This is a genomic window from Streptomyces catenulae (genome assembly GCF_000718015.1).
Taxonomy (GTDB): Bacteria; Actinomycetota; Actinomycetes; order Streptomycetales; family Streptomycetaceae; genus Streptomyces; species Streptomyces catenulae.
In genome coordinates this window covers 163,066-189,665 of the sequence record NZ_JODY01000015.1, presented here as the reverse complement: position 1 = coordinate 189,665, position 26,600 = coordinate 163,066, and the positions used below count along the sequence as shown (strand labels likewise).

Annotated in this window: 21 protein-coding genes and 1 CRISPR repeat array; of the genes, 12 read left to right on the top strand and 9 right to left on the bottom strand. The window is 70.4% G+C overall.

The window, feature by feature from the left end:
- The first annotated feature begins 426 nt into the window (after positions 1–426).
- From casA to cas2e, 7 genes are read left to right on the top strand one after another with little or no spacing between them, the layout of a single operon-like run.
- Complete coding sequence (casA, locus tag IF23_RS0115760; RefSeq protein ID WP_281179970.1) at positions 427–5,010, top strand: type I-E CRISPR-associated protein Cse1/CasA; 4,584 nt, start codon at positions 427–429, stop codon at positions 5,008–5,010.
- Positions 5,007–5,729 (top strand): type I-E CRISPR-associated protein Cse2/CasB, encoded by a 723-nt coding sequence (gene casB / locus IF23_RS0115755; RefSeq protein WP_030284049.1) that lies wholly within the window; start codon positions 5,007–5,009, stop codon positions 5,727–5,729. The genes casA and casB overlap by 4 nt, the downstream gene beginning before the upstream one ends.
- On the top strand, positions 5,726–6,946 hold the full coding sequence (cas7e, locus tag IF23_RS0115750; protein ID WP_030284047.1) for a type I-E CRISPR-associated protein Cas7/Cse4/CasC: 1,221 nt from the start codon (positions 5,726–5,728) through the stop codon (positions 6,944–6,946). The genes casB and cas7e overlap by 4 nt, the downstream gene beginning before the upstream one ends.
- Positions 6,943–7,680 carry a type I-E CRISPR-associated protein Cas5/CasD gene (gene cas5e / locus IF23_RS0115745; RefSeq protein WP_030284045.1) on the top strand — a complete coding sequence of 246 codons (738 nt, stop codon included), beginning with the start codon at positions 6,943–6,945 and terminating at the stop codon, positions 7,678–7,680. The genes cas7e and cas5e overlap by 4 nt, the downstream gene beginning before the upstream one ends.
- Before the next feature lie 2 nt (positions 7,681–7,682).
- Positions 7,683–8,387, top strand: a complete 705-nt coding sequence (gene cas6e, locus IF23_RS0115740; RefSeq protein WP_030284043.1) for a type I-E CRISPR-associated protein Cas6/Cse3/CasE — start codon at positions 7,683–7,685, stop codon at positions 8,385–8,387.
- A gap of 3 nt (positions 8,388–8,390) precedes the next feature.
- Positions 8,391–9,401, top strand: coding sequence for a type I-E CRISPR-associated endonuclease Cas1e (cas1e, locus tag IF23_RS0115735; protein WP_030284041.1), 1,011 nt, complete (start codon positions 8,391–8,393; stop codon positions 9,399–9,401).
- On the top strand, positions 9,398–9,748 hold the full coding sequence (gene cas2e / locus IF23_RS0115730; RefSeq protein ID WP_030284039.1) for a type I-E CRISPR-associated endoribonuclease Cas2e: 351 nt from the start codon (positions 9,398–9,400) through the stop codon (positions 9,746–9,748). Before cas1e ends, cas2e begins: the two co-directional genes overlap by 4 nt.
- A gap of 436 nt (positions 9,749–10,184) precedes the next feature.
- Positions 10,185–15,278: a CRISPR direct-repeat array (repeat unit 29 nt; unit sequence CCGCTCCCCGCACCCGCGGGGATGAGCCC).
- Positions 15,279–15,612: 334 nt separating this feature from the next.
- Here the strand turns inward: cas2e and IF23_RS0115725 are convergent.
- The 5 genes from IF23_RS0115725 to IF23_RS0115700 form a co-directional block, all read right to left on the bottom strand.
- Positions 15,613–16,722 (bottom strand): radical SAM protein, encoded by a 1,110-nt coding sequence (locus tag IF23_RS0115725; protein ID WP_030284036.1) that lies wholly within the window; start codon positions 16,720–16,722, stop codon positions 15,613–15,615.
- Between the two features lie 65 nt (positions 16,723–16,787).
- Entirely contained in the window at positions 16,788–17,327 is a 540-nt protein-coding gene (locus IF23_RS0115720; protein ID WP_030284035.1) for a CYTH domain-containing protein, read from the bottom strand.
- 65 nt (positions 17,328–17,392) lie between these two features.
- Entirely contained in the window at positions 17,393–17,860 is a 468-nt protein-coding gene (locus IF23_RS0115715) for a hypothetical protein (protein ID WP_030284033.1), read from the bottom strand.
- A gap of 357 nt (positions 17,861–18,217) precedes the next feature.
- The gene (locus tag IF23_RS0115705; RefSeq protein ID WP_030284032.1) at positions 18,218–18,580 is read right to left on the bottom strand and encodes a hypothetical protein; all 363 of its coding nucleotides are present in this window, start codon (positions 18,578–18,580) and stop codon (positions 18,218–18,220) included.
- A gap of 185 nt (positions 18,581–18,765) precedes the next feature.
- Positions 18,766–19,218, bottom strand: a complete 453-nt coding sequence (locus IF23_RS0115700) for an ATP-binding protein (RefSeq protein ID WP_051739594.1) — start codon at positions 19,216–19,218, stop codon at positions 18,766–18,768.
- Between the two features lie 237 nt (positions 19,219–19,455).
- On the opposite strand from IF23_RS0115700, the gene IF23_RS0115695 reads away from it, so the two are divergent.
- Genes IF23_RS0115695 through IF23_RS0115675 form a run of 5 tightly spaced genes read left to right on the top strand, consistent with a single transcriptional unit; the run spans position 19,456 to position 21,976 of the window.
- Complete coding sequence (locus IF23_RS0115695) at positions 19,456–19,875, top strand: hypothetical protein (protein WP_030284029.1); 420 nt, start codon at positions 19,456–19,458, stop codon at positions 19,873–19,875.
- Positions 19,835–20,359, top strand: coding sequence for a DUF6879 family protein (locus tag IF23_RS0115690; protein ID WP_030284027.1), 525 nt, complete (start codon positions 19,835–19,837; stop codon positions 20,357–20,359). The genes IF23_RS0115695 and IF23_RS0115690 overlap by 41 nt, the downstream gene beginning before the upstream one ends.
- Before the next feature lie 7 nt (positions 20,360–20,366).
- Positions 20,367–21,230, top strand: a complete 864-nt coding sequence (locus IF23_RS0115685) for a helix-turn-helix domain-containing protein (protein ID WP_030284026.1) — start codon at positions 20,367–20,369, stop codon at positions 21,228–21,230.
- Between the two features lies 1 nt (position 21,231).
- A complete protein-coding gene (locus IF23_RS0115680; RefSeq protein ID WP_030284024.1) occupies positions 21,232–21,429 on the top strand; it encodes a DUF397 domain-containing protein in 198 nt (65 codons plus the stop codon).
- Positions 21,422–21,976, top strand: coding sequence for a flavoprotein (locus IF23_RS0115675; protein ID WP_030284020.1), 555 nt, complete (start codon positions 21,422–21,424; stop codon positions 21,974–21,976). Before IF23_RS0115680 ends, IF23_RS0115675 begins: the two co-directional genes overlap by 8 nt.
- Here IF23_RS0115675 and IF23_RS0115670 read toward each other — a convergent pair whose 3' ends face one another.
- The 4 genes from IF23_RS0115670 to IF23_RS0115655 form a co-directional block, all read right to left on the bottom strand.
- On the bottom strand, positions 21,977–23,680 hold the full coding sequence (locus IF23_RS0115670) for a relaxase/mobilization nuclease domain-containing protein (RefSeq protein ID WP_078654002.1): 1,704 nt from the start codon (positions 23,678–23,680) through the stop codon (positions 21,977–21,979).
- Positions 23,677–24,018 (bottom strand): hypothetical protein, encoded by a 342-nt coding sequence (locus tag IF23_RS0115665; protein WP_030284016.1) that lies wholly within the window; start codon positions 24,016–24,018, stop codon positions 23,677–23,679. The genes IF23_RS0115670 and IF23_RS0115665 overlap by 4 nt, the downstream gene beginning before the upstream one ends.
- 783 nt (positions 24,019–24,801) lie before the next feature.
- Complete coding sequence (locus IF23_RS0115660) at positions 24,802–25,500, bottom strand: ATP-binding protein (RefSeq protein WP_030284014.1); 699 nt, start codon at positions 25,498–25,500, stop codon at positions 24,802–24,804.
- Entirely contained in the window at positions 25,497–26,390 is an 894-nt protein-coding gene (locus IF23_RS0115655; protein WP_030284012.1) for a hypothetical protein, read from the bottom strand. Before IF23_RS0115655 ends, IF23_RS0115660 begins: the two co-directional genes overlap by 4 nt.
- Between the last annotated feature and the right edge of the window lie 210 nt (positions 26,391–26,600).

Here is a 26,600-nt window from a genome sequence, read left to right as displayed (position 1 = left end):
CAAACCCGAGGGATGTGGAGAGTGACTGCAGTGATCTATGCAGTTTCCGTCCCCTCCTGAGTGAAGAGGGGGTGGGGAATTCTCTGATTTGCTCATGAATTCCCTTCACTTCCGGGGCCTTCGAAGCCTGTGCTCATTTTTATTCTGGTCCCCCTGTCGCAAGGGGGCTTAGCCGGTACCACCCGTCCTGATACCGCGTGAACGGGGTGAGTGTCCGACTTCGTCTCTTGGTGGGCTGCAGTTTCTGTCGATCGCAGACTTGGTTTCTGCGTGTTGTTTCGAACCTTGACCGCAAAAGATGAATATTGATCAATCGCGCCGTATCGCCTTATGTGGCCTTCAGGTTCCTGTTGGGTAATCGCCGTGCATAGCGAAGGAGATCCGCCCGCAAATCTCGGCGACCGTTTGACCGGCGCGGTTCGGACCGTGTGGGCCAAGCACGACCGGCTGACGGCGAAGTGGCTGCCGCTGTGGCGGCACATGGCGGACAGTGCTGCCGTTGCCGGGCTGCTGTGGGATCACTGGCTGCCGCGCAACGTGAAGGAGTTGATCGCGGAGTCGCTTCCCGAGAGGGAGGCCGACGGGCGGCGACTGTGCGTGTGGCTGGCGGGGACGCATGACATCGGGAAGGCGACACCCGCGTTCGCGTGCCAGGTGGATGATCTGGCTGATGTGATGAGCGCCGCCGGTCTCGGTATGCGTACGCGTAAGCAATTCGGCGACGATCGCCGACTGGCGCCGCATGGGCTGGCCGGGCAGGTGCTGCTGCAGGAGTGGTTGGAAGAACGGCGTGGCTGGACCCGCAGGGCCTCCGCGCAGTTCGCCGTGATGGCCGGGGGGCACCACGGCGTACCGCCGGACCACATGCAGATCCACAACCTCGACGCGCATCCCGAACTGTTGCGGACGCCGGGGTCGGCAGAAGTGGTCTGGCAGCGGGTGCAGAACGAACTGCTGGATGTCTCTGCCGACGTCTTCGGGGTGGACGACCGGCTTGCCCACTGGCGAGGGGTGAAACTTCCCCAGCCGGTCCAGGTGTTGCTGACCGCGATTGTCATCGTGTGCGACTGGATCGCCAGCAATCCGGATCTTTTCCCGTACTTTCCCGAGGAGCGCCCCCGGAGCGAAAGTGAACGGGTGGCCGCGGCGTGGCAAGGGCTTCGACTGCCCGCCCCGTGGTCGCCGGTCGAGCCGTGCGAAGAGGCGGCGGACCTGTTCGCCGCGCGCTTCGCCCTGCCGCCCGGTGCTGTGGTGCGGCCGGTGCAGGAGCAGGCGCTCGCGCTGGCCCGGGGCATGGAGCAGCCCGGGATGCTGATCATCGAGGCGCCGATGGGGGAGGGGAAGACGGAGGCGGCCCTCGCGGCGGCTGAGGTGTTCGCAGCTCGGTCGGGTGCGGGCGGATGCTACCTGGCTCTGCCGACGATGGCGACCAGCAACGCCATGTTCCCGCGGCTTCTGGACTGGCTCGGCCGTCTCCCGGTCTTCGCGTCGGCGACGGCAGGGGACTCCTCGCCGGAACAGCTTTCGGTCCTGCTGGCACACGCGAAGGCGGCGCTCCAGGAGGACTACGCCGCCCTGATGCGCGAAAGCCACCGCACCATCGCCGCCGTGGACGCATACGGCGAGGACGAACGTCCCGAGGGCGGTGAGAAGTCCGCCTCCGCCGATCTCGTCGCGCACCAGTGGCTACGGGGACGGAAGAAGGGCCTGCTCGCCTCGTTCGCCGTCGGAACGATCGACCAGTTGCTGATGACCGGCCTCAAGAGCAGGCACCTGGCCCTTCGGCACCTGGCGATGGTGGGCAAGGTCGTCGTCATCGACGAAGTACATGCCTATGACGCCTATATGAACACCTATCTCGACCGGGTGCTGTCGTGGCTGGGGGCGTATCGCGTTCCCGTCGTGGTGCTGTCGGCGACGCTTCCGGCAGGTCGGCGGCAGGAGTTGGCGGAGGCGTACACCGGGGAGAGCGCCGATACGCTCGGCGCTGCCACGGGCTATCCGCTTCTGACTGCTGTCGCCCCCGGAGCGGAGCCGGTCACAGCCTCGCCCGCGGCCTCCGGGCGCCGGAGCGACGTGGTGTTGGAGCGCCTGGCGGATGACGAGACCGCACTGGCGGACCGTCTGGCAGTGGAACTGGCCGACGGCGGCTGTGCGCTCGTCGTCCGCAACACGGTCGACCGGGTGACGGACACGGCTGCCGCGCTCAGAGCGAGGTTCGGTGCCGAGCACGTCACTGTCGCGCACGCGCGCTTCATCGATGTCGACCGGGCGCGTAAGGACGCCTCGCTGCTGACCCGGTTCGGGCCACCGGACCACAACGGCACGTCACCGCACCGTCCGCAAGAGGCGCACATCGTCGTCGCGAGCCAAGTGGCCGAGCAGTCGTTGGACGTGGACTTCGACCTGCTGGTGACCGACCTGTGCCCCGTGGACCTGCTGCTTCAGCGCATGGGACGGCTGCACCGCCATCCGCGCGGTGAGCGGCAGCGCGACCGTCCTCGGCGCCTGCGGCAGCCGCGCTGCCTGGTGACCGGCGTCGACTGGGGGACGGATCCGGCGCCCACGCCCGTCAAAGGCTCGGGCACGGTCTACGGCGCGTATCCGCTGCTCCGGTCGCTGGCCGTCCTCACCCCACACCTCGGAGCGCCCGGGAGGCGAGGACGGCCGGTGCGGCTGCCGGAGGACATCAGCCCTCTCGTCCAGCAGGCGTACGGAGCCGACGAACCCTGCCCACGGAGCTGGGAGGAGACCACCGATCCCGCGCGGACCCGGCACCGCGAAGCCCACGCCGAACAGCAGCGGAAGGCGGAAGTCTTCCGGCTGGACGAGGTACGGAAGGCGGGGCGGCCGCTCATCGGCTGGATCGGCGCGGGCGTCGGCGACGCGGATGACAGCAGGGCCGGACGAGCGCAGGTCCGGGACAGCCGGGAGAGCCTGGAGGTCCTGGTCGTCATGCGCCGGGACGACGGCACCCTGTGCACCTTGCCCTGGCTGGACAAGGGCCGCGGCGGACTCGAACTGCCCACCGACGCCGTACCGTCCGCGCGCGCCGCACGGGCCGCCGCCGCGAGCGGCCTGCGGCTGCCCTATCACTTCTCCTTCCCCGACAAGGCGGACCAGGCCCTCGCCGAACTGGAGGAGCTGTACGTCCCCGCCTGGCAGGAGAAGGAGAGCCACTGGCTCGCCGGAGAGCTGATCCTCGCGCTGGACGAGGACTGCCAGGCCCGGCTGGCGGGGCGGAATCTGGCGTACGACCCCGATGAGGGCCTGTTGGTGACCCGCGAGGAATCGAGCCAGGGAAGGGGAGCGGCGCCGACGCCCGCGGTGCCGTCCTTCCAACTGACCCATCGGCCTTGGTTGCCCGTTCAGCTTGCCGACGGTACGGAGCGCGAACTGTCCCTGTTGGAGGTGTTCGACCAGGCACGCGATATCCGTCGGCTTGTCGGTGATCTTCCGACCCAGGATTTCGCCCTGATCCGACTGCTGCTGGCGATCCTCCATGACGCGCTCGGCGGGCCGGGGAATGGCGCGGCGCCGGCCGACAGCGACGAGTGGGAGGAGCTGTGGCTGTCCGAGAAACCGTACGCAGGTCGTGTCGCCGACTACCTTCACCAGCACCGCGATCGCTTCGACCTGTTGCACCCCGAGCGTCCGTTCTTCCAGGTCGCAGGGTTGCGAACGGCCAAGGACGAGGTTTTCTCCCTCAACCGCGTGGTCGCCGATGTGCCCAACGGGGAACCGTTCTTCAGCATGCGTATGCCGGGGGTCGACCGGCTCGGCTGGGCAGAGGCCGCCCGATGGCTGGTGCACGCCCAGGCATTCGACCCCTCGGGCATCAAGTCCGGTGCGGTCGGCGACCCACGGGTGAAGGCAGGCAAGGGCTACCCCCAGGGCGTGGCGTGGGCGGGCAACCTCGGCGGCGTCTTCGTGGAGGGCGACAACCTCCACGAGACGCTGCTGCTCAACCTGATGGCCGCGGACTCCTCAGGGCTGCACACGGACCGGGCCGACCGTCCGGCGTGGCGGGCCGAGCCGTGCGGACCGGACGAGGCCCGGGACCTCGCGCAGCGTCCCTACGGATTGCGGGACCTGTACACCTGGCAGTCACGCCGTATCCGGCTGCACCACGACGCCGACGGCGTCCACGGCGTCGTGCTCGCGTACGGAGACCGCCTCGAACCACACAACAAACTGCCGTACGAACCGATGACAGGCTGGCGCCGCAGCCCGGCGCAGGAGAAAAAACGCCGCGAAGCGCTCGTCTACCTGCCGCAGGACCACGATCCGTCGCGGATGGCCTGGCGGGGGATGGAGGGCCTCCTCACCGGCCGGGAGGTGGCGACGGAGCAGGGACGGGACGGCGCCCAGCGCCTGCGGCCCGGGATCGTGGAATGGATCGCCCGGCTGTCCACCGAAGGGTTCCTGCCGCGCGGCCATCTGATCCGCACCCGCGTCATCGGCGCGCGGTACGGCACCCAGCAGTCGGTGATCGATGAGGTGGTGGACGACGGGGTCCTGATGCCCGTGGTGCTGCTCCACCGTGAGGACCGGCGGTACGGGCAGAAGGCCGTGGACGCCCTGAACGACGCGGAGAAGGCCGTAGGCGTGCTCGCCGACCTCGCCACCGACCTCGCCCTGGCATCCGGGGCCAATCCCGAACCCCGCAGGGACGCCGCCCGCGACCAGGGATTCGGCACCCTCGACACCCATTACCGCCGGTGGCTGCGGGACCTGGGCGCCGCCGCCGACCCGGAAGAGCACCGCGACCACTGGAAGCGCGAGGTACACCGGATCGTCGGCGACCTGGGGACCGGCCTGCTGGACGACGCCGGACTGTCCGCCTGGGAAGGACGCATCGTGGAGACCTCGGGCGGGCCTCGATGGCTGAACGACGCCGCAGCCGAACTCCGTTTCCGCAAACGCCTCGACGGACTCCTGGCCACCGATGACGACGGCCCGCCGGACCCACCGCCCGCCCGACCTGCTCCCGTGGAGTCGCCGGTATGACCACCAGCCGTCCCGCCCCTGTCACGTCCGGTACGCGGCAGGCACCCCTCGGTCCGGTCGGCGCCGCCGTCCACCGGCGCATCACGTGGCTGCAGCGCGGCTATCTGGACGACCGCAGCGATGCCGTCGGCGCCATGGCCCGGCTGCGACGCGGCATCGGCCGACCTGCCGGAGAGACCACCGACCTGTGGGGCCTCATCGGCACCGAACCTCTCTACGAGCGGTACGAGCGCCGCGAGTTGACCGAGGACGCCATGCGGCAGGCCGAAGAGGCCGCGCATGCTGCCGTCACCCTGTGGTCGCTCCATCAGCAGTCCCATCACACCGCTCGTATGCACCGCAGGCCCGGCCCTGAACTCGGCGCCGCCGTACGCCGCCTGGCCTCCGGGGCCGAGATCGACGAGCCGACGCGCAAGCGCTTCGTCCGGGTGGGCACGGCCGCCACTCCCGTGGTGCTCGCCGGACGGCTGCGCGACCTCGTTCTCCTGCTGCGCCGCGAGGCCGTTCCGCTCGACTACGGGTTGCTGGCCGACCAGCTCCACACCTGGCAGAACCCCGGCGGCCCTCAGTCGGTGCGCCGCTCCTGGGGCCGCTCCTACCTCGCCGTCCCCCGGTCGGCCTCCGGCAACGGCGAAGCGACAGCCGGGCCGGACGCGGCGGGCGACAGTGACGGCCCGCAGGACCCCGACACGACCATCCCGGAGGACGACACCCCGTGAGCCGCACCATCATCGACGTGCACGTGCTGCAGACCGTGCCGCCCAGCAACCTCAACCGCGACGACACCGGTACCCCGAAGACCGCGGTCTACGGCGGCGTCCGCCGTGCCCGCGTCTCCAGCCAGGCATGGAAAAGGGCGACCCGGCGAGCGTTCCAGGACCTTCTCGACCCGGACGAACTAGGCATTCGCACCCGCCGGGTGGCCGAGCTGCTGGCCGAGCGGATCACCACCGTGGAACCGTCACTGGACGGCGCCACGGCGATGGCACTGGCCGCCGAAACGCTCTACGCCGCGACGGGTTCGAAGATCGAGGTGCCGCGCCGGAAGGCCGAGAGCGCGAAGAAGAAGGGCGAGCCGGAGCCGCCGCCGGAGTCCTCGTACCTGATGTTCCTCAGCGCGCGCCAGATCGACGGTCTGGCGCGCCTCGCGGTCGAGGGAGCCGATGACATCACGGCGTACCTGAAAGCCAAGGAGAACAAGAACCGGGCCCGCGAGATCGCCGACACCCGGCACTCGGTGGACATCGCGCTGTTCGGGCGCATGGTCGCCGACTCCGCCGACATCAACGTCGACGCCGCGGCCCAGGTCGCACACGCCATCAGCGTCCATCAGGTCGAGAACGAGTCCGACTACTTCACCGCGGTGGACGACCAGAACGAGAAGGCGGAGGAGTCCGGCGCCGGAATGATCGGCACGGTCGACTTCAACTCGGCGACGCTCTACCGCTACGCCGCTCTCGACGTGGACCGGCTGCGCGACAACCTAGGTGTCGGACGGCGCCCGGATCAGCCGTTGGACGAGCCGGTACGCAGGGCGGTGCGGGCCTTCCTGCACGGCTTCGTGGCCTCCATGCCCACCGGCAAGGTCAACACCTTCGGCAACCACACCCTCCCCGAAGCCGTCCTCGTCAGCCTCCGCTCGGCCAGGCCCATCAGCTTCGTCTCCGCCTTCGAGGAGCCCGTCCTCGCCCCTCAGGGTTCCGGCGGCCACCTGCGGGGCGCGTGCGCCCAGTTGCTCGCCCATGTCTCCGACATCGAGAAGGCGTACGAGGTCACCGGCGACAAGAGCTGGGTGCTCAGGGCGGGCGCGGCAACCGAGCCGCTGGCGGCGCTCGGCACCGCGGTCACGATCAGCAGTCTGCTCGACGAAGTGAGCGACGAGGTTTCCGAACGGCTGGCGGGACAGGCACCCGAGGGCCAGGATCGTCCCGCATGAGCGAACGCACCGGCGTCCTGACGCTGCGTCTCGCGGGCCCGCTCCAGTCCTGGGGTGCATCGTCGCGCTTCGCGCGGCGTACTACGGAGCGGGCACCCACCAAGAGCGGAGTGCTCGGGCTGCTCGCCGCAGCTCAGGGCCGCGAGCGGGGCGCGGACCTCTCCGATCTCGCCGCGCTCACGTTCGCCGTCCGGCTCGATCAGCCGGGCACCCGTGTACGCGACTACCAGACCGCGCACCACGGCGACACCGGGAAGTCCATGCCGGTCTCCGAACGCTTCTACCTCTCCGACGCGGTCTTCGTCGCAGCTGTCGAAGGCGACGAATCCTTGATCGACGCGCTGTACGCGGCGGTGCGGGCCCCGACGTTCCTGCCGTTCCTCGGCCGTCGCTCCTGCCCGCCGTCCCGCCCGATCGACCTCGGTGTCCATCGCGGCGGCCTGTGGCGGGCGTTGCGGGCCGAGCCCTGGCAGGCAGCCGCCTGGTTCCAGCGCCGCCGCGCCCGCGAGCGACGCATCGCACTCGAAGTGATCGCCGACCTTGCCGCCGCCGACGGCCCCGGTGACGCACTACGGGATCAGCCGCTCAGCTTTGACCCGCGCCACCGCAGGTACGGACTGCGCGAAGTCCACTCAGGTGCCGTCACCGTTGCCAATCCACTGAGCACGGCCCGCCGGGCGTCCCCGCCACCGCCACCGCTGCAACACGATCCGATGGGGCTACTGGAAGACTGACCATGTTTCTGACCCGATTCCGCCTCAACACCGCGCGCATGGGCGCCCGTCGGCTGATCACTTCGCCGCAGAGCCTCCATGCCGCAGTCATGGCGTCCTTCGCGGAGAAGCCCGACCACCAGGGCGACGGCCCCAGGGTGCTGTGGCGCCTGGACCAGCAGTCCCGCAGCGAAGTGCTGCTCTACGTCGTCAGCCCCGACCGGCCCGACCTCACCCACCTCGTGGAGCAGGCGGGCTGGCCGACGACGGGCGGTTGGCAGACGAAGCCGTACGGGCCCTTCCTCGCCCGCCTCGCCGCAGCCGACACCTGGGCCTTTCGGCTCACCGCCAACCCGGTGCACAGCATCCGGCGGCACGACGCCGAGCCGACCAAGCGCACCGCGCACGTCACCCCACGCCATCAACTGGACTGGCTGCTCAAACGGCAGGTGGATGCCGGTTTCGAGATCGTGGAAAAGGCAGAGCGCCGACCGGACGGCCTCGACGCCGCCTGGCACGAGGTCGTCGTCCACAACCGCAGCGACCTCGCCTTCCGTAAGAGGAACGAGTCCGACGCCCGCGCGCACAAGGTGACACTGACCCGGGTCACCTTCGACGGGCGCCTCCGCGTCCTCGATCCCGATGCGTTCCGCCGCACCCTCACCTCCGGTCTCGGCAAGGCCAAGGCGTACGGCTGTGGGCTCATGACCCTGGCCCCTGCGGAGTAGCCGATGACCACCATCAGCAGGCGTCCTGTCTCCAGCCCGCGGCAGCTCACCCGCGTCGGTGACCGTCTGTCCTTCGTCTACCTCGAACGCTGTGTGGTGCACCGCGACGCCAATGCCATCACCGCCGAGGACGCGGAGGGAGTGCGGCACATCCCGTCGGCGACGATCGGCACACTGCTCCTCGGCCCGGGCACACGGATCACCCACCAGGCCATGGCAGTTCTCGGCGAGAGCGGCGCCGTGGTGGTATGGGTCGGCGAGAACGGCGTACGTTTCTACGCCGGTGGCCGGGCGCTGAGCCGCTCTTCCGCTCTCGTGGAAGCCCAGGCCGTGGCCTGGGCGAATCAGCGGGCCCGGCTCAATGTCGCCAGGGCCATGTATCGCCTCCGCTTCCCCGACGAGGATCCGGCGGGATGCACCCGCCGCCAGCTCCTCGGCCGCGAGGGCGATCGGGTCAAGCGTTGTTACGCGGAGCAGGCCGACCGCACCGGTGTCACCTGGCGCGGCCGCAGGTTCACCCCCGGCGACTTCAACTCCGGGGACGCCCCGAACCAGGCCGTCACCGCTGCCGCGCAGTGCATGTACGGCATCGCCCAGACCGTGGTCGCGGCGTTGGGCTGCAGCCCAGGGCTCGGTTTCGTCCACTCGGGCCACGAGCTGTCCTTCGTCCTCGACGTGGCCGACTTCTACAAGACGGACATTGGCATCCCCGTCGCCTTCGAGGTCGCCGCAGAGGGCCCGGAAGACATCGGTCCCCGAACTCGGCGTGCGCTGCGTGACCGCATCAACAGCGCCGGGTTGCTGGACCGGTGCGTGCGCGACATCCAGGGACTGATCGCGCCCGCGGGAGTCGACCGGCCGGACGACGGTGACCACGTCACCCTCCTGTCCGACCGGGGGTCCGAAGTAGCCGCCGGCCGCAACTACGGTGATCACGGAGACAGCCGGGGCGGCACCTTGGCTCAGGAGGTCAGTACCCAGGACGCCCTCGCGCGGGACGGCGTCATCTGGTGACGGTCATCGTCCTCACGCACTGCCCGGTCGGCCTGCGTGGCTTCCTCACCCGCTGGCTCCTGGAAATCTCCCCGGGCGTCTTCCTGGGCAGTCCGTCCGCCCGCATCCGCGACGCCCTGTGGGACGAGGTTCGCCAGTACGCCGGCAACGGCCGCGCCTTGCTCGCCTACTCCACCAACTCCGAACAGGGCTACGCCTTCCGCACCCACGACCACAAATGGCATCCCGTAGACCATGAGGGCCTCACCCTCATCTTCCGCCCTTCCGCCCGCCCGGCTCGCTCATCACCTTCTTCAGGCTGGAGCAAGGCATCCAAGCGCCGCCGCTTCGGCAACCGGGCGCCGTAGCGTTGTCATCAACGGGTCGGCCTTTCGGGCATGTTTGCGCGGATTGCCCGTACTGATAGGGCTTCTGCGATTGAGGTTCACTACGTCGCGACTCCGGCGAGTCCGCATTCAGGTGCTGGCGTCTTGTACGCGGAGGCCTTCTGATCCTGGCGAATGCTGGGTCGTGGTGAGAACCGGCCGTGCCTTCCTTCCCACGATTCGTTGCGAACCGCGGGACGCACAGGCGGTCTCGGGTCCGGCTCGGTAATAGGGGAGCCGGGCCTCACGGGATGTCTTTGGGGCTTTGTCGGTCTCACTCGAGGGGCCTGGCGTGAGCGCGTAGCCTGTGGCGTGGAGACATCTCTGACCGAACGGGTTCCCGTTTATTCCGTATGTCCTTTTCTCTCATCCTTGCTGAAACAAGCGTCGCCCCTTGATAAAAGCGCAGCTCACGAAGCCGCTCCCCGCACCCGCGGGGATGAGCCCTGGTTCCCCAGGTTGATGGCGGCCCGCTTCAACCGCTCCCCGCACCCGCGGGGATGAGCCCCACGTCATGTGCGAGAGGTGCGGCTGGACCTTCCGCTCCCCGCACCCGCGGGGATGAGCCCGGCCAGGCGCTGCTGTGCTCGAACTGCGAGAGCCGCTCCCCGCACCCGCGGGGATGAGCCCATGCGCTCCTGCGCGGACGCGGTGGAGGCCAGCCGCTCCCCGCACCCGCGGGGATGAGCCCTCCCGGATCCCGGGAGAGTGGGTCTCCCGCTGCCGCTCCCCGCACCCGCGGGGATGAGCCCGACCGGGCGTCCTTCGTCTACTGGGCCACCGCCCGCTCCCCGCACCCGCGGGGATGAGCCCGACTGATGCCCGCACCAATCGGTGCGGGCATCCCGCTCCCCGCACCCGCGGGGATGAGCCCCACTCCTGCGGAGGGAGGTCCCAGCCGACGTGCCGCTCCCCGCACCCGCGGGGATGAGCCCGCCGTTACGGATTTCGTTGACCTGCGGTTGTCCCGCTCCCCGCACCCGCGGGGATGAGCCCTCAACCTCGCCCGCGACGCGGCGTCCGGCGCCCCGCTCCCCGCACCCGCGGGGATGAGCCCAACAGCAACAACGGGGGCGCCGGCGGGGGTCGCCGCTCCCCGCACCCGCGGGGATGAGCCCTACGGACATGCAGGTCAGCGGCCTGCGAGGAACCGCTCCCCGCACCCGCGGGGATGAGCCCAGCAACGCCCCGGCCGGGCCTCATCGCCAGAGCCGCTCCCCGCACCCGCGGGGATGAGCCCGCCCCGACCGGGGGGCAGCGTCCCCCGGCCCCCCGCTCCCCGCACCCGCGGGGATGAGCCCGCCGCGGGCGTACTGCGCCCACATCTTCGGCTCCGCTCCCCGCACCCGCGGGGATGAGCCCTCAATTTCAAATCCGCGCAGCGGATTTGAATGCCGCTCCCCGCACCCGCGGGGATGAGCCCTCCGGCCCGCCGTGGGAGCTTTCGTCCCCTGCCCGCTCCCCGCACCCGCGGGGATGAGCCCTTCCGCACGGCCGACGGCATCGAGGAGTTCCGCCGCTCCCCGCACCCGCGGGGATGAGCCCCGCACCACCCCCGGCACCACTCCGGCCCCGACCCGCTCCCCGCACCCGCGGGGATGAGCCCAGCCGGCGTGTGCGGGTACTGGTGACTCACGTCCGCTCCCCGCACCCGCGGGGATGAGCCCGGCTACGCCGTCTGGCTCAGCCAGAAGTACAGCCGCTCCCCGCACCCGCGGGGATGAGCCCGACTACCGCTCCCGGCGCGGGCAGGGCCCGGACCGCTCCCCGCACCCGCGGGGATGAGCCCGACGTGGCCAGTCGCTCGGCGGTCTCCGCGTCCCGCTCCCCGCACCCGCGGGGATGAGCCCCCGCCTGGACGCCTGCGGACGGCCGATGTACGCCGCTCCCCGCACCCGCGGGGATGAGCCCGGGGCGAGCGCCTGCCGACCGTCCGACGTCAGCCGCTCCCCGCACCCGCGGGGATGAGCCCAGGTCCATGACCTCTCAACGACGGTGACGGTCCCGCTCCCCGCACCCGCGGGGATGAGCCCAGGTCAAGGCGATCGAGATCCAGACCCGCAAGCCGCTCCCCGCACCCGCGGGGATGAGCCCATGCCGGCGCCGCCCAGCAGCTCCGCGAACCGCCGCTCCCCGCACCCGCGGGGATGAGCCCCATGGACACCACCGTCATGGCGACCGCCGGACCCGCTCCCCGCACCCGCGGGGATGAGCCCGGTGGGGTGCCGGGCACCTTCACCGAGAAGTACCGCTCCCCGCACCCGCGGGGATGAGCCCCTGGTGGCCGTGCCCTACGTGCTGGAGGTCGACCGCTCCCCGCACCCGCGGGGATGAGCCCACCACCGTCACCGTGGAGCCGCTGGACGGCGACCGCTCCCCGCACCCGCGGGGATGAGCCCTCGCCCTGCACCTGGCGGATGCGGCTGCTGGCCCGCTCCCCGCACCCGCGGGGATGAGCCCATCATCACGAGCAAGGGCCGGGACGCGACGCACCGCTCCCCGCACCCGCGGGGATGAGCCCAGCCTGTGAGCGCGTCCGCCGCCAAGAAGAACCCGCTCCCCGCACCCGCGGGGATGAGCCCGGGGGTAACAAGGTGTGACGTGGGGTTACGAGCCGCTCCCCGCACCCGCGGGGATGAGCCCCAAAGAGGGAAAGGCGTACGCGCTCGAACTGCCCGCTCCCCGCACCCGCGGGGATGAGCCCTCAACCAGGTTCTGCGTCACCTTCACCTGTCCCCGCTCCCCGCACCCGCGGGGATGAGCCCAGCTCCTCGCCGAGGCGCAGAAGGTGACGGCCCCGCTCCCCGCACCCGCGGGGATGAGCCCCACTTCACCCGCACCGGCGCCGCCGTCTTCGACCGCTCCCCGCACCCGCGGGGATGAGCCCACAGCACGATGCACAAGTGGTTGTACCAATGCCCGCTCCCCGCACCCGCGGGGATGAGCCCTCCAACTTCCAGGCGCACCGGATGCGCTGCGGCCGCTCCCCGCACCCGCGGGGATGAGCCCACCTACCGGAACCTGAAGAAGTTCGCGGAAGACCGCTCCCCGCACCCGCGGGGATGAGCCCGTGATCCCGCTCGCCGAACTGCGCGACGGCCGCCGCTCCCCGCACCCGCGGGGATGAGCCCATGGCCGCGCTCATCCTGATGTCCTGCACTTCCCGCTCCCCGCACCCGCGGGGATGAGCCTGTTTTGTGCGGTTTGAGGCTGAATCATCGTCACCGCTCCCCGCACCCGCGGGGATGAGCCCGGTGTCCGGGGCGGCGTCCGGAGCCGGGGCGGCCGCTCCCCGCACCCGCGGGGATGAGCCCGGGCCACGAGCAGCACACGATCGCCGAGTACCCCGCTCCCCGCACCCGCGGGGATGAGCCCCGGCGCCGGGCAGTCACGACCGGGCCCGTCCGCCGCTCCCCGCACCCGCGGGGATGAGCCCGGTGCCGCGGTCGCGCTGCACGGCGGCCGGCACCGCTCCCCGCACCCGCGGGGATGAGCCCTTGTGCGAGCCGTGCGCCGAGCAGCGCACCTGCCGCTCCCCGCACCCGCGGGGATGAGCCCGCCGATCACGAAGAGGATCGGCATGACGCCGTCCGCTCCCCGCACCCGCGGGGATGAGCCCCTCGACACCTACCGCGCCGCCGCCACCGACCGCCGCTCCCCGCACCCGCGGGGATGAGCCCGACGGCCTCGATCGCGGCCGTTCGGGCTTCGTCCGCTCCCCGCACCCGCGGGGATGAGCCTCGTCCGCGTACTTCAACGCCTCGAGGAGAAGGCCGCTCCCCGCACCCGCGGGGATGAGCCCGCCGGGACGCGACTGGCCACCCGCCTCGAGGCCCGCTCCCCGCACCCGCGGGGATGAGCCCAAGGTAGGGGAGGTTGTCCAGCGCGGTCTCGGCCCGCTCCCCGCACCTGCGGGGATGAGCCCGTCCTTGTTGGTGCGGGCGCCGTCGCGCACCGCCGCTCCCCGCGCCTGCGGGGATGAGCCCAAGCCGGTTTACCTGGTGCTACCGCCCACTGTCCGCTCCCCGCGCCTGCGGGGATGAGCCCTGGCGATGTGGGGCGGGCACGGGCTGCTCGTCCCCGCTCCCCGCGCCTGCGGGGATGAGCCCGGCTCGGCTTGACGACCGAGCTAAGGCCCGAACCGCTCCCCGCGCCTGCGGGGATGAGCCCGTCGAGGGCCTTCGACGCCAGATGTTCGACTGCCGCTCCCCGCGCCTGCGGGGATGAGCCCCCCGGCACCGACAACAACCCCGACAACCCCACCCGCTCCCCGCGCCTGCGGGGATGAGCCCCCGGGTGGCGGGTGGAGTTCCAGCGGGTCTACCCGCTCCCCGCGCCTGCGGGGATGAGCCCCCCTACACCGGAGCGGCCTCCAGCGCCTCCCGCCGCTCCCCGCGCCTGCGGGGATGAGCCCCTCGCCATCACCCCCGCCGCCCAGCACCTGGCCCGCTCCCCGCGCCTGCGGGGATGAGCCCGACTCCCGCCGGACCTCGACCACCCACGGGTCCCGCTCCCCGCGCCTGCGGGGATGAGCCCAGAAACGAACGCTTAGCCGCCTGGATGAGCGACCGCTCCCCGCGCCTGCGGGGATGAGCCCTGCGGCAGCGCGATCCCCCGGGACAAGCCCGCCCGCTCCCCGCGCCTGCAGGGATGAGCCCGAGGCGATCTGGGCGGTGCGCTTCAGTCGGATCCGCTCCCCGCGCCTGCGGGGATGAGCCCGCACAGACCAACGGGTCATTTTCCGGCAGCTACCGCTCCCCGCGCCTGCGGGGATGAGCCCTGCGACTGTCCCCCCGCCCACCCACCAGTCAACCGCTCCCCGCGCCTGCGGGGATGAGCCCTTGCGGAGGCGTCCCGCCACACGGGAAGCGCGCCGCTCCCCGCACCCGCGGGGATGAGCCCCAGTGCCATCCTCAAAACCATGCACTGAAGGTCCGCTCCCCGCACCCGCGGGGATGAGCCCGGGCGTGGAGACTGACCCTGCCGGGGTCAGTTCCGCTCCCCGCACCCGCGGGGATGAGCCCATACGAGCCGCCAGCGGGCTTCAGAGCTGGTGCCGCTCCCCGCACCCGCGGGGATGAGCCCGATCACGGTGACGAACCCCGACCCGTGCCGTCCCGCTCCCCGCACCCGCGGGGATGAGCCCGTGAGGTCGCGCGCCTGGATGAGGTCCGGGCCCCGCTCCCCGCACCCGCGGGGATGAGCCCGGTGCAGGCCCTGCTGCGCAAGGTGACACCGGCCGCTCCCCGCACCCGCGGGGATGAGCCCACGACGCGGGCCCGCGACTCGCGGAGCGGGCTCCGCTCCCCGCACCCGCGGGGATGAGCCCTGACGCAGCCACCACCGGTAGGTCGAGCCGTCCCGCTCCCCGCACCCGCGGGGATGAGCCCTTCGGGCTCTCCACCCTCGTGGGCAAACCGCTCCGCTCCCCGCACCCGCGGGGATGAGCCCGTCTCAGCGGGGGCGCCGAGGAGGCGCGCCAGCCGCTCCCCGCACCCGCGGGGATGAGCCCAGGCCGATCAGGTCGGCGGGGTCCTCGTAGAGCCGCTCCCCGGACCGCGGGGATGAGCCCGTCTGATTTATTCATGCGAGCGGTTCGCCGTCCCGCTCCCCGCACCCGCGGGGATGAGCCCGCGTGGCTAAGGCGGCAGCGGTGACAGAGGCTCCGATCCCCGAACCGCTGGGATGAGCCCGCGTGGGCCGGGCGCAGTCGAGCCAGCCACTTCCTGCCCTGCCTTGTGACGTCTGATGGACACCAGAATGATGGCAACGCTCCTTATGCCCGGGCCACTTGAAGTGGCCGGTAACGCCGGGCCGCATCGGTCACTTCCAGCCGCGGTTGGAAGTCACGTTCCCCCAGCCGGTGCGTTGACCGAGTACAGCCGCGCCAGCCGTGCCGCCTCGTCCTCCCGGAACGTGGCAACTTCCTGGCATCGCTGGCTCATGACGAATTCGCCGAGTGGTAGGCAGAGGTCCATGCGTTGGATGCAGACGCCGACCATGAAGGGGCCGTTGGTGGCGCGGTACATGCGGATGCCGTAGTAGCCCTCCTGGCAGTCGTCGGGGTTGTTGAAGCGGCAGTCGGTGCAGGTTGCGGGGAGGCGTACGGGGCGGATGCTCTTGGCGTAGAGGGTCCGGCCGTCCGGCAGGCGGTAGCGGACCCGTTGGTCCGAGGCCCCGGCTGTGATGATCCGGCGGACGGGGACGGCGCCGAGGTGGTCGACGATCTGTTGCATGGCGGCGAGTGGGGCGCCGTCGTCTTCCAGGGAGACGAGTATGCGGACCACGATGGAGCGGCCGTGTTGTTCGATGATGCGCAGGACGCGTTCGATGTGGTGGTGGTCGGGGATGACGATGTTCGCGGAGACCTTGATGCCGTGTGCGCGGGCGGTCTCGATCGTCTGCGTGAGGGCGTCCAGCTTCCGGGCTGCGAGCTTGGGGGAGGCGAGGCGTGGGGCTTGGACGGCGGCGAGTTCTTCGGGGGTGGTGCCGAAGACGCTGAGGTTGATGCGGTCGAGGCCGGCGGCTGCGGCCTCGGGGAGGACGGCGGCGCCGTTCTCGCCGTTGGAGGTGAGGCCGACGGTCAGTCCGAGGCGGCGGGCGATGCGGATCAGGCCGGGCAGGTCGGGGTGGAGGGTCGGCTCCCCGCCGGTGAAGTGCACTTCGTTGGTGGCCAGGCTGCCGCGGACGGCGGCGAGCGCGAGGGCGAAGTCGGTGTCGGCGGGGATGCGGGTGGGCAGGAAGTCGGCGCCGTTGGTCTTGAGGTAGATCGACACGCGGCCGGAGCGGCCCGGTGTGCCGGTGAACTGGTCTGCGGTGCGGTCGGTGTTGTCGGCGGTGACCGGGGTCCCCTCGTTGTGGCAGAACGAGCAGGCCAGTCCGCAGGCGTCGATGATCTTCACGCGTAGCGTGCGGTCCGGCCTGACCTCGACCGGCAGGTTCGTGAGGTCGTGCATGGTGCTCCCCCTTTTCCGTACCGGCCGGGGCCCCCGCCCCGGCCGGTGTCGGCACATGCCGCCGCCTATGTGAAGCGCAGGTCGGCGATGGAGTCGAGGTCGATGCCGTAGCGGGCGTAGACCTTGGTGGTGTTGATCGACGTCAGGTGTTCGCGGTCGATCCCGAGGGCGGTGGCGGTGTCCCAGACCTGGGGTTCGTCGTCGGCTTCGATCTCCAGGTACGGCGGGATGCGGGGCCATTCGTCGATCTCCAGGCGTACGGCGCCGAGCGTGTAGGAGGTGCGGAGGTTCTCCTGGTAGCTGCGCGGTGTGAGGCCGACCAGGCCGAGGAGCGCGCCGGCTTCCTCGAAGGAGTCGACGGTGATCTCGGTTTCGTGGGTGCCGTCGACGGCGTCGGTGGCGATCTGTTTGACGCACAGGGTGACGCCGTCCCCGGTGTCGCGGAGCCGCACCCAGCGGCCGGGGACGGCCGGGACGGTGTCGTAGACGTAGCGGCGCATGAGCCGCGGCTCGGACTGCTGGATGCCGCCCGCCTCGACGATGAGCCGAGCGGTCTTCGCGGGGTCGATGTCGAGAGCCTTCGCCTCGTATTCGATGCCTGCCATGAGGGGTCCGATCTGTGTAGATGTCGCTGAGGGGTGAACGACCGCCCATCACTGGGAGGTGTCAGTCATGCCGCGGCCTTTCCAGCCTCGTACTTCTCTGGAGTGCCGATTCCGTCTGCGCCGCGCTGTGCCGCTTCCCACTCCTCGTAGGCGGTGTGGAAGGCGTCGTTGACGAGGCGGTCGGTGCGGTCGCGGGCCAGGAGGCCGAAGGTGGGGTGGAGCGCTTGCCAGACCTCGGGGAGGTAGGTGTTGCTGAACATGGCTTCGCGCGCCTGGAGGTAGAGGTTGGTGCGGGGGATCTGGTGGGTGCGGTACATGACGGCGATGAGGCGGATCTTCAGTTCGCCGCGGATATGGGCGGACAGTTCGGGGTCGGCGTCGAGAGAGGTGTCCAGCATGAGCTGCTGGTGGAGCTTCTCCTGGGCCAGGGCGTTGCGGGCGCGGTCGTGGCGGATGTTCTGCGCGAGGTGGGCGGCGCCGATGCCCGCGAGGGTCAGCAGAGTGGCGGTGAGCGGGAGGCGGGGCATGGTCATGAGGCATCGTCCGGTGAATTGGAGGTGCGGGGCAGTCCGCGATGAGGGCTGTTCGGCAGGAGGGCGTGGGGCAGTCCTCGGCGGCCGGTTCGGAGAGCGGCGCACAGAGGGCTGAGTCGGCGGGCCAGGGTGCGTTCGGTGATGTGGACGGCCCAGGTGCCCTCGGCCTTCACGGCGAGCGCACGCAGCCGGTCTGCGGGTGACGGTGCGCGAAGGAGGCGGTTCGTGTTGCGCAGGTAGTGCGAGCGGTACCGGGGCGTCCAGGGCCCGGGGATACGTGTCCAGTCCACGATGAAAGCCTTTCGAGCTGCATTCCTGTGTCGGCCGGGTACTTCGCGGAGCGTCCGTGCCAGGCCCCTAAGGGGTCTCGGCCGCTCCGCTGCCGGAGCCCAGGAGGCACACCAGGTCGCGGACCACGACCGCAACTTCTTGGCTGGGCTGTTGCTCGCCGCCTTTCACGGCTCGTGCGCGGCGGAGGGTTTCGCGGACGACGACGCGGCCGGTGTCGAGATGGCGTTCGGCGTAGGCGAGGAGGCCGGATATGCAGCCGGTCACGGCGCCGAGCGCCGCGGGGAACTCGCCGCCAGGGTCGCCCTTCCGATAGAGCGACAGGGCGCACTCGGCGGTGGTCCGGATCGCATCCAGCGTGATGGGGGCGGCCGGAGAGGGCGGCGTTCCGGCTGTCGCCTCCCACTGGCGCAGAGCCTCCAGGAGTCGCACCAGTGCCTCGTCCGGCGTGGATTCCCGAGCTGCCGCCACAAGGTCCGGGGGCTGGTACCCGTCGGGCGGTTGCCCGTTGGGAGAGGCTCCCGGAACCCGTCGCATGAGCTGGTCAACGGTCCGGGGGCCCAAGGGAGCGTGGGGGGCGATCGCGAGGTGCAGTCGCGGCTTCGTGTGCGTGCCCATCAGGCATCACGCCAGTGAAGCGGTGCGACACGATGTGGTTCCGGCATCGTCAGTTCGGCCCAGACGATCTTTCCCCACCTGCGGTTCTCCGTGCCCCAACGTTCGGCCAGGGCCATGACGAGCACCAGACCCCGTCCCGACTCTGCATCCGTGTCCGGCTCCCGGAGGGTGGGCTGTCGCCGCGACCGGTCCGAGACGGTGAGGCGCACCCGGGTCAGCGAAGGCCGCTCGACGGCCACGCGAATCATCGAACTCGACGTGTGCTGAACAGCGTTGGACACCAGCTCTGCGGTGATCTGCGTGGCGTCGGAGACCAAGGTGTCCAGCCCCCACGTGGTCAGGCCGGCGCTGATGAGCAGGCGGGAGTGCCTCACCGACGCGGCGGCGCGCGGCAGCGATTCGCTGTAGACGGGGGCGCCTACAGAGCTGGCGCGGCATGCGGTCACGGTCACGGGACTTCCCTCCGGGCTGTGGCCTGGGCCCCCAGCGGCGAGAGGTGTCTCTCGATTCGAGGGGCAGGCCCGACATCACGCTTCAGGGATGGGCGGGTCACGAACGTAGAGCGCCTGAGCATCAACGCCCAAGGAAATTGCGGGAGTTTGCAGCACGTTGGTTGACGCGGTCGTGTGCCCCTTCGACTATCGATGTGTCACGCAAATCTGCGCAAGGCAGCGGACAGGAGACCAGCCATGCAGCTACGGTTCCTCGGTAAGAACTCCAAGTCGGGCGACTGTCCGACGCTCTACGCCACTGACCGTGACACCTACCTCGTCCAGGGATGGAAGATCTTCGCGAACGACCTGCTGATGCAGCTCACCCTTGCCGAGGGTGAGACGGCTGTGGAGGTGCCCACCGAGCTGTTCGAGCACCTGGTCAACGACGGCCTTCCCGCAGGTGAGTTCGCGCGCCTTGAGGACCCCCTCATGATCCTCACGCCGGGCGGCACGTACGTTGTCCAGGGCCGGGAGGTGACCGACGTCGACGCCCTGGCTCAGATGGAGATTCCGGACTACGAGACCGTGGTCGAGGTCCCCAGGGACGCGATCACCGCCCTACTGGAGGAACCGCGTGGAGCTGATCTCCAGCGCCGAGCGCAACCAGCTCATTGAGCGCGTCACACATGACGCCTTCCATCTGGAACTGAGGGACGACTACTCCGTTCCGGATGAGTCAGGGCCGTTTGAGGACTGGCTCAACGGAAGGGCGGGCGATGATGCGTTCATGGCGCCCTGGCTTCAGCTCATGAGGCGGGTCACGGGCTCAGGGGGAACGGTCCGGCGGGTGCGGGTCGTCACCGAGCCGCACACTCCCTATATCCGATGGGAGTACGCCACCACCGATGTCAACGAGGAGGCCGGCGAAGAAATCAGATGGTTGCCGCGGCACAAACTCCCCGAGGGCCTGCAATTCCCTGTGAATGGCAATGATTGGTGGCTCCTCGACGACAGAATTCTCGCCGTGGGGCACTTCGGCGAGAAGGGGAGGGTCCTGGGCTCGGAAATCATCGAGAGCCCTTCTGTTGTCGCTGAGTGCATTCGCGTTCGGGACCTGATGTGGTCCCTCGCCGTCCCCACTGCCGAGTACAAGCCCTGACATTTCCGTGAGCGATCAAGCACGAGAGACGCGGGAGGCGTTGGGTGCCCGGCTGCGCGGATTCCGCAAGGATGCGGGGTTCGCCAGCGGCCGGGCCTTCGCCGCTGCCACCGGCTGGCAGGAGTCCAAGGTCTCGCGCATCGAGAACGGTAAGCAGAACGCGAGCGAGGCGGACATACACCTCTGGTGCCGGATGACCGGCCACGAGGCGGACGCCCCCGACCTGGTGGCCACAGTCCGCCACATCGACGAGATGTGGATGGAGTGGCGTCGGCAGCTCCAGGCCGGGACCGAAGGCCCCCAGAAGAGGTTGATGCCGCTCTACGGGAAGACCAAGGTCTTCCGGATCTGGGATCCCAACCTCATCTGGGGCACTCTTCAGACCGCCGAGTACGCCGAGGCGATTTTCGAGGTGGCGACGAACCTCTACGGCAATCCGCCGGACACGGATGCAGCCGTGGCCAAGCGCCTCGAACGGCAGAAGTATCTCTACGAGGGGAGCCGGATCTTCAATGTGCTCCTCGGCGAGCAGGCCCTCTACTCGAATCATGGTGGCTCAGAGGTCATGCGCGGCCAGCTCGACCGCCTCATGGCCGCGCTGGCCCTGCCCCGACTCAGCCTGGGGATCATTCCCCGATCCGCTCCCCTTTCCGTCTGGCTCGGCCACCCCTTCTCGATGTTCGACGACAAGGTCGTCCTGGTGGAGACCACTTCTGCGGAGATGTCCGTGACCCAGCCCGGCGAAATCGAATCGTATGTCAAGACGTTTGAGCTTCTTCGGCGGTCAGCGGTCTATGGGCAGGCCGCCAGGGATCTCATCTTGACCGCCATCGAGCATTTTGTTCGCACAGGAAGGGGGAACCGTGGCTGAGATGCCAAATTGGCGCACGAGCACTTACACCAAGAATGAGAGCTGCGTAGAGGTCGCCGATAACCACCCGGAGAAGGTGTTGGTCCGCGACTCCAAGCGCAGGGCCGGAGCTGTCGTCACCTTCCCGCGGCAGATCTGGTCTCACTTCATCGAGTTCAGCAAGCGGTCGGCCGAGACGGGGAAGTCCTCGCATGAGTGATCAGCTCAGCCCATCGAAGAAGCCGTTCCTCTATGTCGTGGTCTGCGCGGCCGGGATCGCCGGGGATGTCGGCAAGCTTATCGCCGCCGCGCAGGAACAGCAGTGGGACGTCGGCGTCGTCGCCACCCCGCAAGCGCTCGGCTTCCTCGACGTCCAGGCGATCGAGGCCCGGACCGGATACCCGATCCGTTCCGCTTGGCGTAGCCCCGGCGCCCCCCGCCCACTGCCGCCGGCGGATGCCATCGCGATCGCCCCTGCCACCTTCAACACGATCAACAAATGGGCCGCCGGGATCGCCGACACCCTGGCACTGGGAATCCTGTGCGAGGCGCATGGCCTCGGTATACCTACTGCTGTCCTCCCGTACTTGAACTCCGCCATGGCTGCCCACCCCGCGTACCGGCAGAGCCTGGGCCGACTGCGCGAGATGGGCGTCCTGATCAGCTCGTCCGAGCCTCACCGGCCGAAGTCCGGCGGCGGAGCGGACCGGTTCCGCTGGGAGGAGGCGTTGGAGTTGCTTGCCCCGGAGGTGTCGGAGCGGCAGTGATCACCGTTGCCGGGGTCGGCTCGTCTCTTGCCGGGCGACGGGGGCTGCGGCCGGGCCCGGAGCTGTCCGATGGCGCTGGGGCCGGGGCGTGGGCTGGGTGAGGTAGCCGAGGTGGTGCAGTCGCCAGACGAGGGTGTCGCTGAGGGAGTTCGCGCTGTCCAGCTCGCGTTGTGTGGCGGCCTTGGTCAGCAGGGCGGCGGTGTCATGACCGGCGCGGTCGGCTTGGTCGAGCATCGCGGCCAAGGCATCCCAGCCTGGCTCGGCCTGGAGGCGTTCGGAGAGGTGGGGGAGAACGGCGCGGATCGTGCCGGCATGCCGCTGCCGAGTTTGGGCGGGGAGGCGTCGGCCATAGGTACCCAGGGCGGTCAGGGGCGCTGTGGCGGTGGCCCGATAGGCGGCACGCAGATGGTCGGCGGCGCGCTGGGCGGCCTCTGCCTGCTGAGCATGGCCCCGGGCTGCGTGCCAGCGGGCGGCGACGACGACTGCCAGCACCAGGACGTCGAGTACCAGGGAGGTGGCGGCGCTGTCCTGACCGCTTCCCAAGGCAGGGCCGGAGTGCACGATCTGGTGGGCCGCCCGGCGCAGCGCGTACATCTCCCTTTCCTCGGCACGGATTTCGGAGCGTGTGGCGCGCTCGAAGTGATTTGCGGCTACTCGCAGTTCGGCCCGTGTGGCTGCGGCCCCGGTCTGGGCCAGGGCATCGAGGACCTCGCCGATCCCGATCAGCTGGGCAGCCGCCGTGCCGTCGCCGCGGGATGCCATTGAGACCAGGGCCGAGTCGGTGACCTCGGCGGTGACGTGGCGGGCACGGGCCGGGGCGGAGAGACCAGTGCGTCCAAGGGTGGCGGGAAGTCCGGGTAGGTCGGCGGTGGCCGCGAGCCGCTTGCGGATGCGGGGGAGCGACAGGTCCGGTGCGAGCGTGGATCCCGAGTACCAGATGGGCTCGTGCGCCTCGTTGCGGTCACCGACCAGGGCGACCTTGTAGCCAAGGGCGTCGCCGGAGGGCGCGAGGCGCTTGTCGACGCGCACGCCTTCGGCGGCGAGTCGGTCGAAGAACTCGGCTTCATTCGCGGCGCCGGCGAGCGCATGGCGGACGTGTTCGCGCAGCAACTCACGCGCGGGGGCTTTCCGGCCGAGGCGCTCGGCCTTGCGGCGCTCGGCGCTGGTGGGGCGTCTGGCGGCGGTGCCGTCCCCTGGGGTGACGCGGCGTAGCCCGTGGTCGACTTCGATGCTGCGGCATTCGGCCTGGGCGCGGCGGGCTTCGTTGTGGCGGCGGGGGCGGCGGCCGTCCTCGCGGACGAGGGTGGCGATGATGTGGATGTGGTCGTCGGCGTGCCGGACGGCGGCCCATCGGCACGCCGTCTCGTCACCTTCGGGGGCGATGCCGGTGGTGGCGACCATGCGGCGGGCGATGGCCGCCCAGTCCTCGTCGGTCAGGACGGGGTCTTCGGGAGCGGCGCGCACGGACAGGTGCCAGACGTGCTTGTCCGGTCGGCGTTGCTCGGGGAGGGCTTCGACGGGTTGGTCGAGCAGTTGCTGGAGCCGCTTGTAGGTGGCCTGCGGGTCTCGGCCGGGGTCGGGGGTGAGCGGGTCGAACGCTGCCACCAGGTGCGGGTCGATGTGCTCTTCGTGGGTGCCGGGGCCGTACAGGTAGCGGATCAGGCCGATCGTCCTGCCGCCACACTTGTGGATCTTCGGGATCATGCCGGGGCGCCGCCGTCGCGGTGGGCGAGATGGGCGTCGACGGCGCTCTCCATGCGTCGGGCCGCGCGTAGGACGGCCTGTGCCGCGTCGGCGAGGTGGGGTGTGTCGACGCCGGAGTTGAGTGCCTTGGCGACCTGGTTGAACAGGCCGTGGATGCGGCCCAGGTGCCGGCGGGCGGCGAACAGCTCCTGGACCACCTCATGCTCGGTGGCGATGTCGGCGGCAGTGCGGTTCAGGTCGCGGGCAGCCTTGTCCACGGCGTAGGCGAGGAAGGCCGCGTGGCTCATGTGACAGACGGCGGCCGCGGTGGCGAAGCGCTCGTACTCGGCATCGTTCATGCGGCAGCTCGGCTGATGCAGACGCTTGAGCGGCTTGGGCTGACGAGGACGCTGACGCACACGTGTGAGGGGCTCGGACGGCTCGGCCTGCCCCGGCTGCGATCCGCCCTCGGCCGCTTCCTGCCGGTCCGGTGCCCCCTGGCACAGGACCGTCCCCGTCACCCCCGGGGCGGATACTCCGGGAGCATTGCTCCCGGTACAACTTGCTCCGCCTGGGGCAGAGGTGGCAGTTCCCGCGCTGAGGTCGATGTGGGTTTCGTGGTGCTGCTGGTGCATGGGCTCTTTCTGGTGAGGTGGGGGTGGGAGAGGGCTCGGGTGTGTGCGAGGTGATGGTGCTCGGGTGGACTTCTCGGGACCGTGGCCGTACGTGGTCGTTGCAGGGGACGGGCGGTGCCGGGGACCGGTCCCCGTGACTCACTGCGTTCGGGGATCGCGCTCCTGTGGCTCGGTGTCGCTTCCCGCGAGCGAGGGGACCGGCAGCGTTGATACGGGCCCCACCACCGGTGCGCCCTTTCAATTCCGTTCCGGGAACTGGTGATTGGTGTCTCCAAGCGGCGGTGACCTGCATCTTTGTGGGGACCGGTCCCCGTGTCCGGCCGGGACGGTCCCCGGTTCTTGGCGGGACGGTCCCCGACGGTGTGTCAGGGGGACCGTCCCCGGCGGGGACCGCGAGCGGGACGGTCCCCGCCTGCCTGCACGCTCGGTCTCCTGGACGGTGTCGCACGGTCCCGATGGGCGAGGTCTCCCGGCCCCTGCGCGATGGGGACCGGTCCCCGAGGCCGGTCAGGCTTGGGTGCGGCGCCTGCGGTCGGGGCCGGTGAGGACGACGCGTTCCGTCATTTCGGCGAGGCGGGAGGCGATGCGGTCGCCGAGGGTGGTGCGGAGGGCGTCGGTGGGGAGGTTGGTGGTGATGAGGGTGGGGCGCAGGTGCTCGTACCGGTGGTTGATGAGCCGGTAGGTGAGCTCCTCGGTCCACTCGCTGGTCCGGGCCGCGCCGAGGTCGTCCAGGAGCAGCAACGGGCAGCGCGCGAGGCTCTGCAGGTCGCGTTCGGCGTCGTGGCCGGAGCGGGGGCGCACGCGGGCGTAGAGGTCGGCGGCGGTGACGGCCTCCCAGCGCAGCCGCACTCCGGCGGCGAGCAGGGTGCGGACGGCGCCGTACGCCTGGTGGGTCTTGCCGGTGCCGGTGGGGCCGGCGATCAGCAGGGACGGGCCTTCGACGATGCCCGGCGCGCTGCCGGGGCCGGGGCGCCCGGCGGCGGCGATTGCGTCGGCCCAGGCGGTGACCTGCGGGTGGTCACCCAGGGCCGTGCGGTATCGGGCAGGGATGCGGGCATCGGCCAGTTCCAGGGCGGTGACCGGTTCGCTCGGTGGCTCCTGTGCGCCGACTGCCGCGGGGTCGATGCCGCGTGCGGCGAGGATGGCGTCGAGCCGTCGGGGGATCGGGCCGCGGCGGTTCGGGGCATCGGTGAGGGTGGCGGTCACCGGTCACCGCCGTAGGCTGCGGCGACGTCGGCAGGGTTGGTCCACGACCGGTGGACGGTGCCGGGGGCGGACGTGGCGGCGTTCATTGCCTCGTGGACGAGGCTGGGCAGGGTCCGGGGGTGCAGCCCCTTGGCCCGGTGCCGGTCGAGACCGGCACGCACGTGGTCCGGCTCGATGCCCTCATCGAGAAGCTTTTTCACTTCGCTGCCGAGCTGGCCGAGCACGCTCGCGGGCGGCCGGTGGCTGCAGGCGGCGGTGTACTCGCCGATGAGATCCTTGGTCGAGACCGTCTGGGGCGCGGGGGCGCTTGCGCCGCCCAACGGAGTAGATCCTAGATCCCTGTTCCTAGATCCTAGATCCGGATCGTGCGTCCTCACTGAGGGCTCCGTGAGGTCTCCCTGCGTCCGCGATGAGGGCTCACTGAATCGCCTCTGACCTGCGTATTTGCTGCTCGCCTCGGCCTCCGTGAGTCCTCCGCGTGCCGGTGTGGAGGGCTCGGTGACGGGTGCGTGCGTCATCGGTGAGGGCTCACGCGGAACGCCGTGATCGTGGTGGGGGCAGCCGGGGTGCCGGCTCCCGCTGGGGCGGTTGACCTTCTGGTGCTGGCCGAAGGTGACGATGTGCAGGTACTGCTTGCCGTTGGCGCCCTGGTAACGGCAGATCAGCTCGGCGGCGTGGAGCTGGGCGAGGTCGTCCTCGACGCCCATCGGGCCGTGCCCGGGGCGCAGGGACCAGAGCAGACCGGCGATGACGGCGGGCTGGTCGCGGAACCGGCCGTGGTCGTCGGCCTGGGTGAGCAGCCCGAAGAACGTCCGCTCGGCGGAGAGAGAAACCTCCGCGGGGGACTCCGAGTGGAATGCCTCGGGCTTGATGGTGCGGATACGGGCGATGTCGAACGACCACCTTCGCTGCAAATCGGGGGCAGGTGCCCCGGCCGGGCCGGGGCACGGACAGGAAGCCACACCAGGGGGGCAAAAGTCCAGAGATAGTTCACAAACTCTCCAGAAGTTTTTTTGGGGCGACCGGAAAAACGTTGGACCCGAATCCTGGCTGACCAAAACCCCCTCAGAAACCCCGATGGTCGGAGGATCGCTCACAGC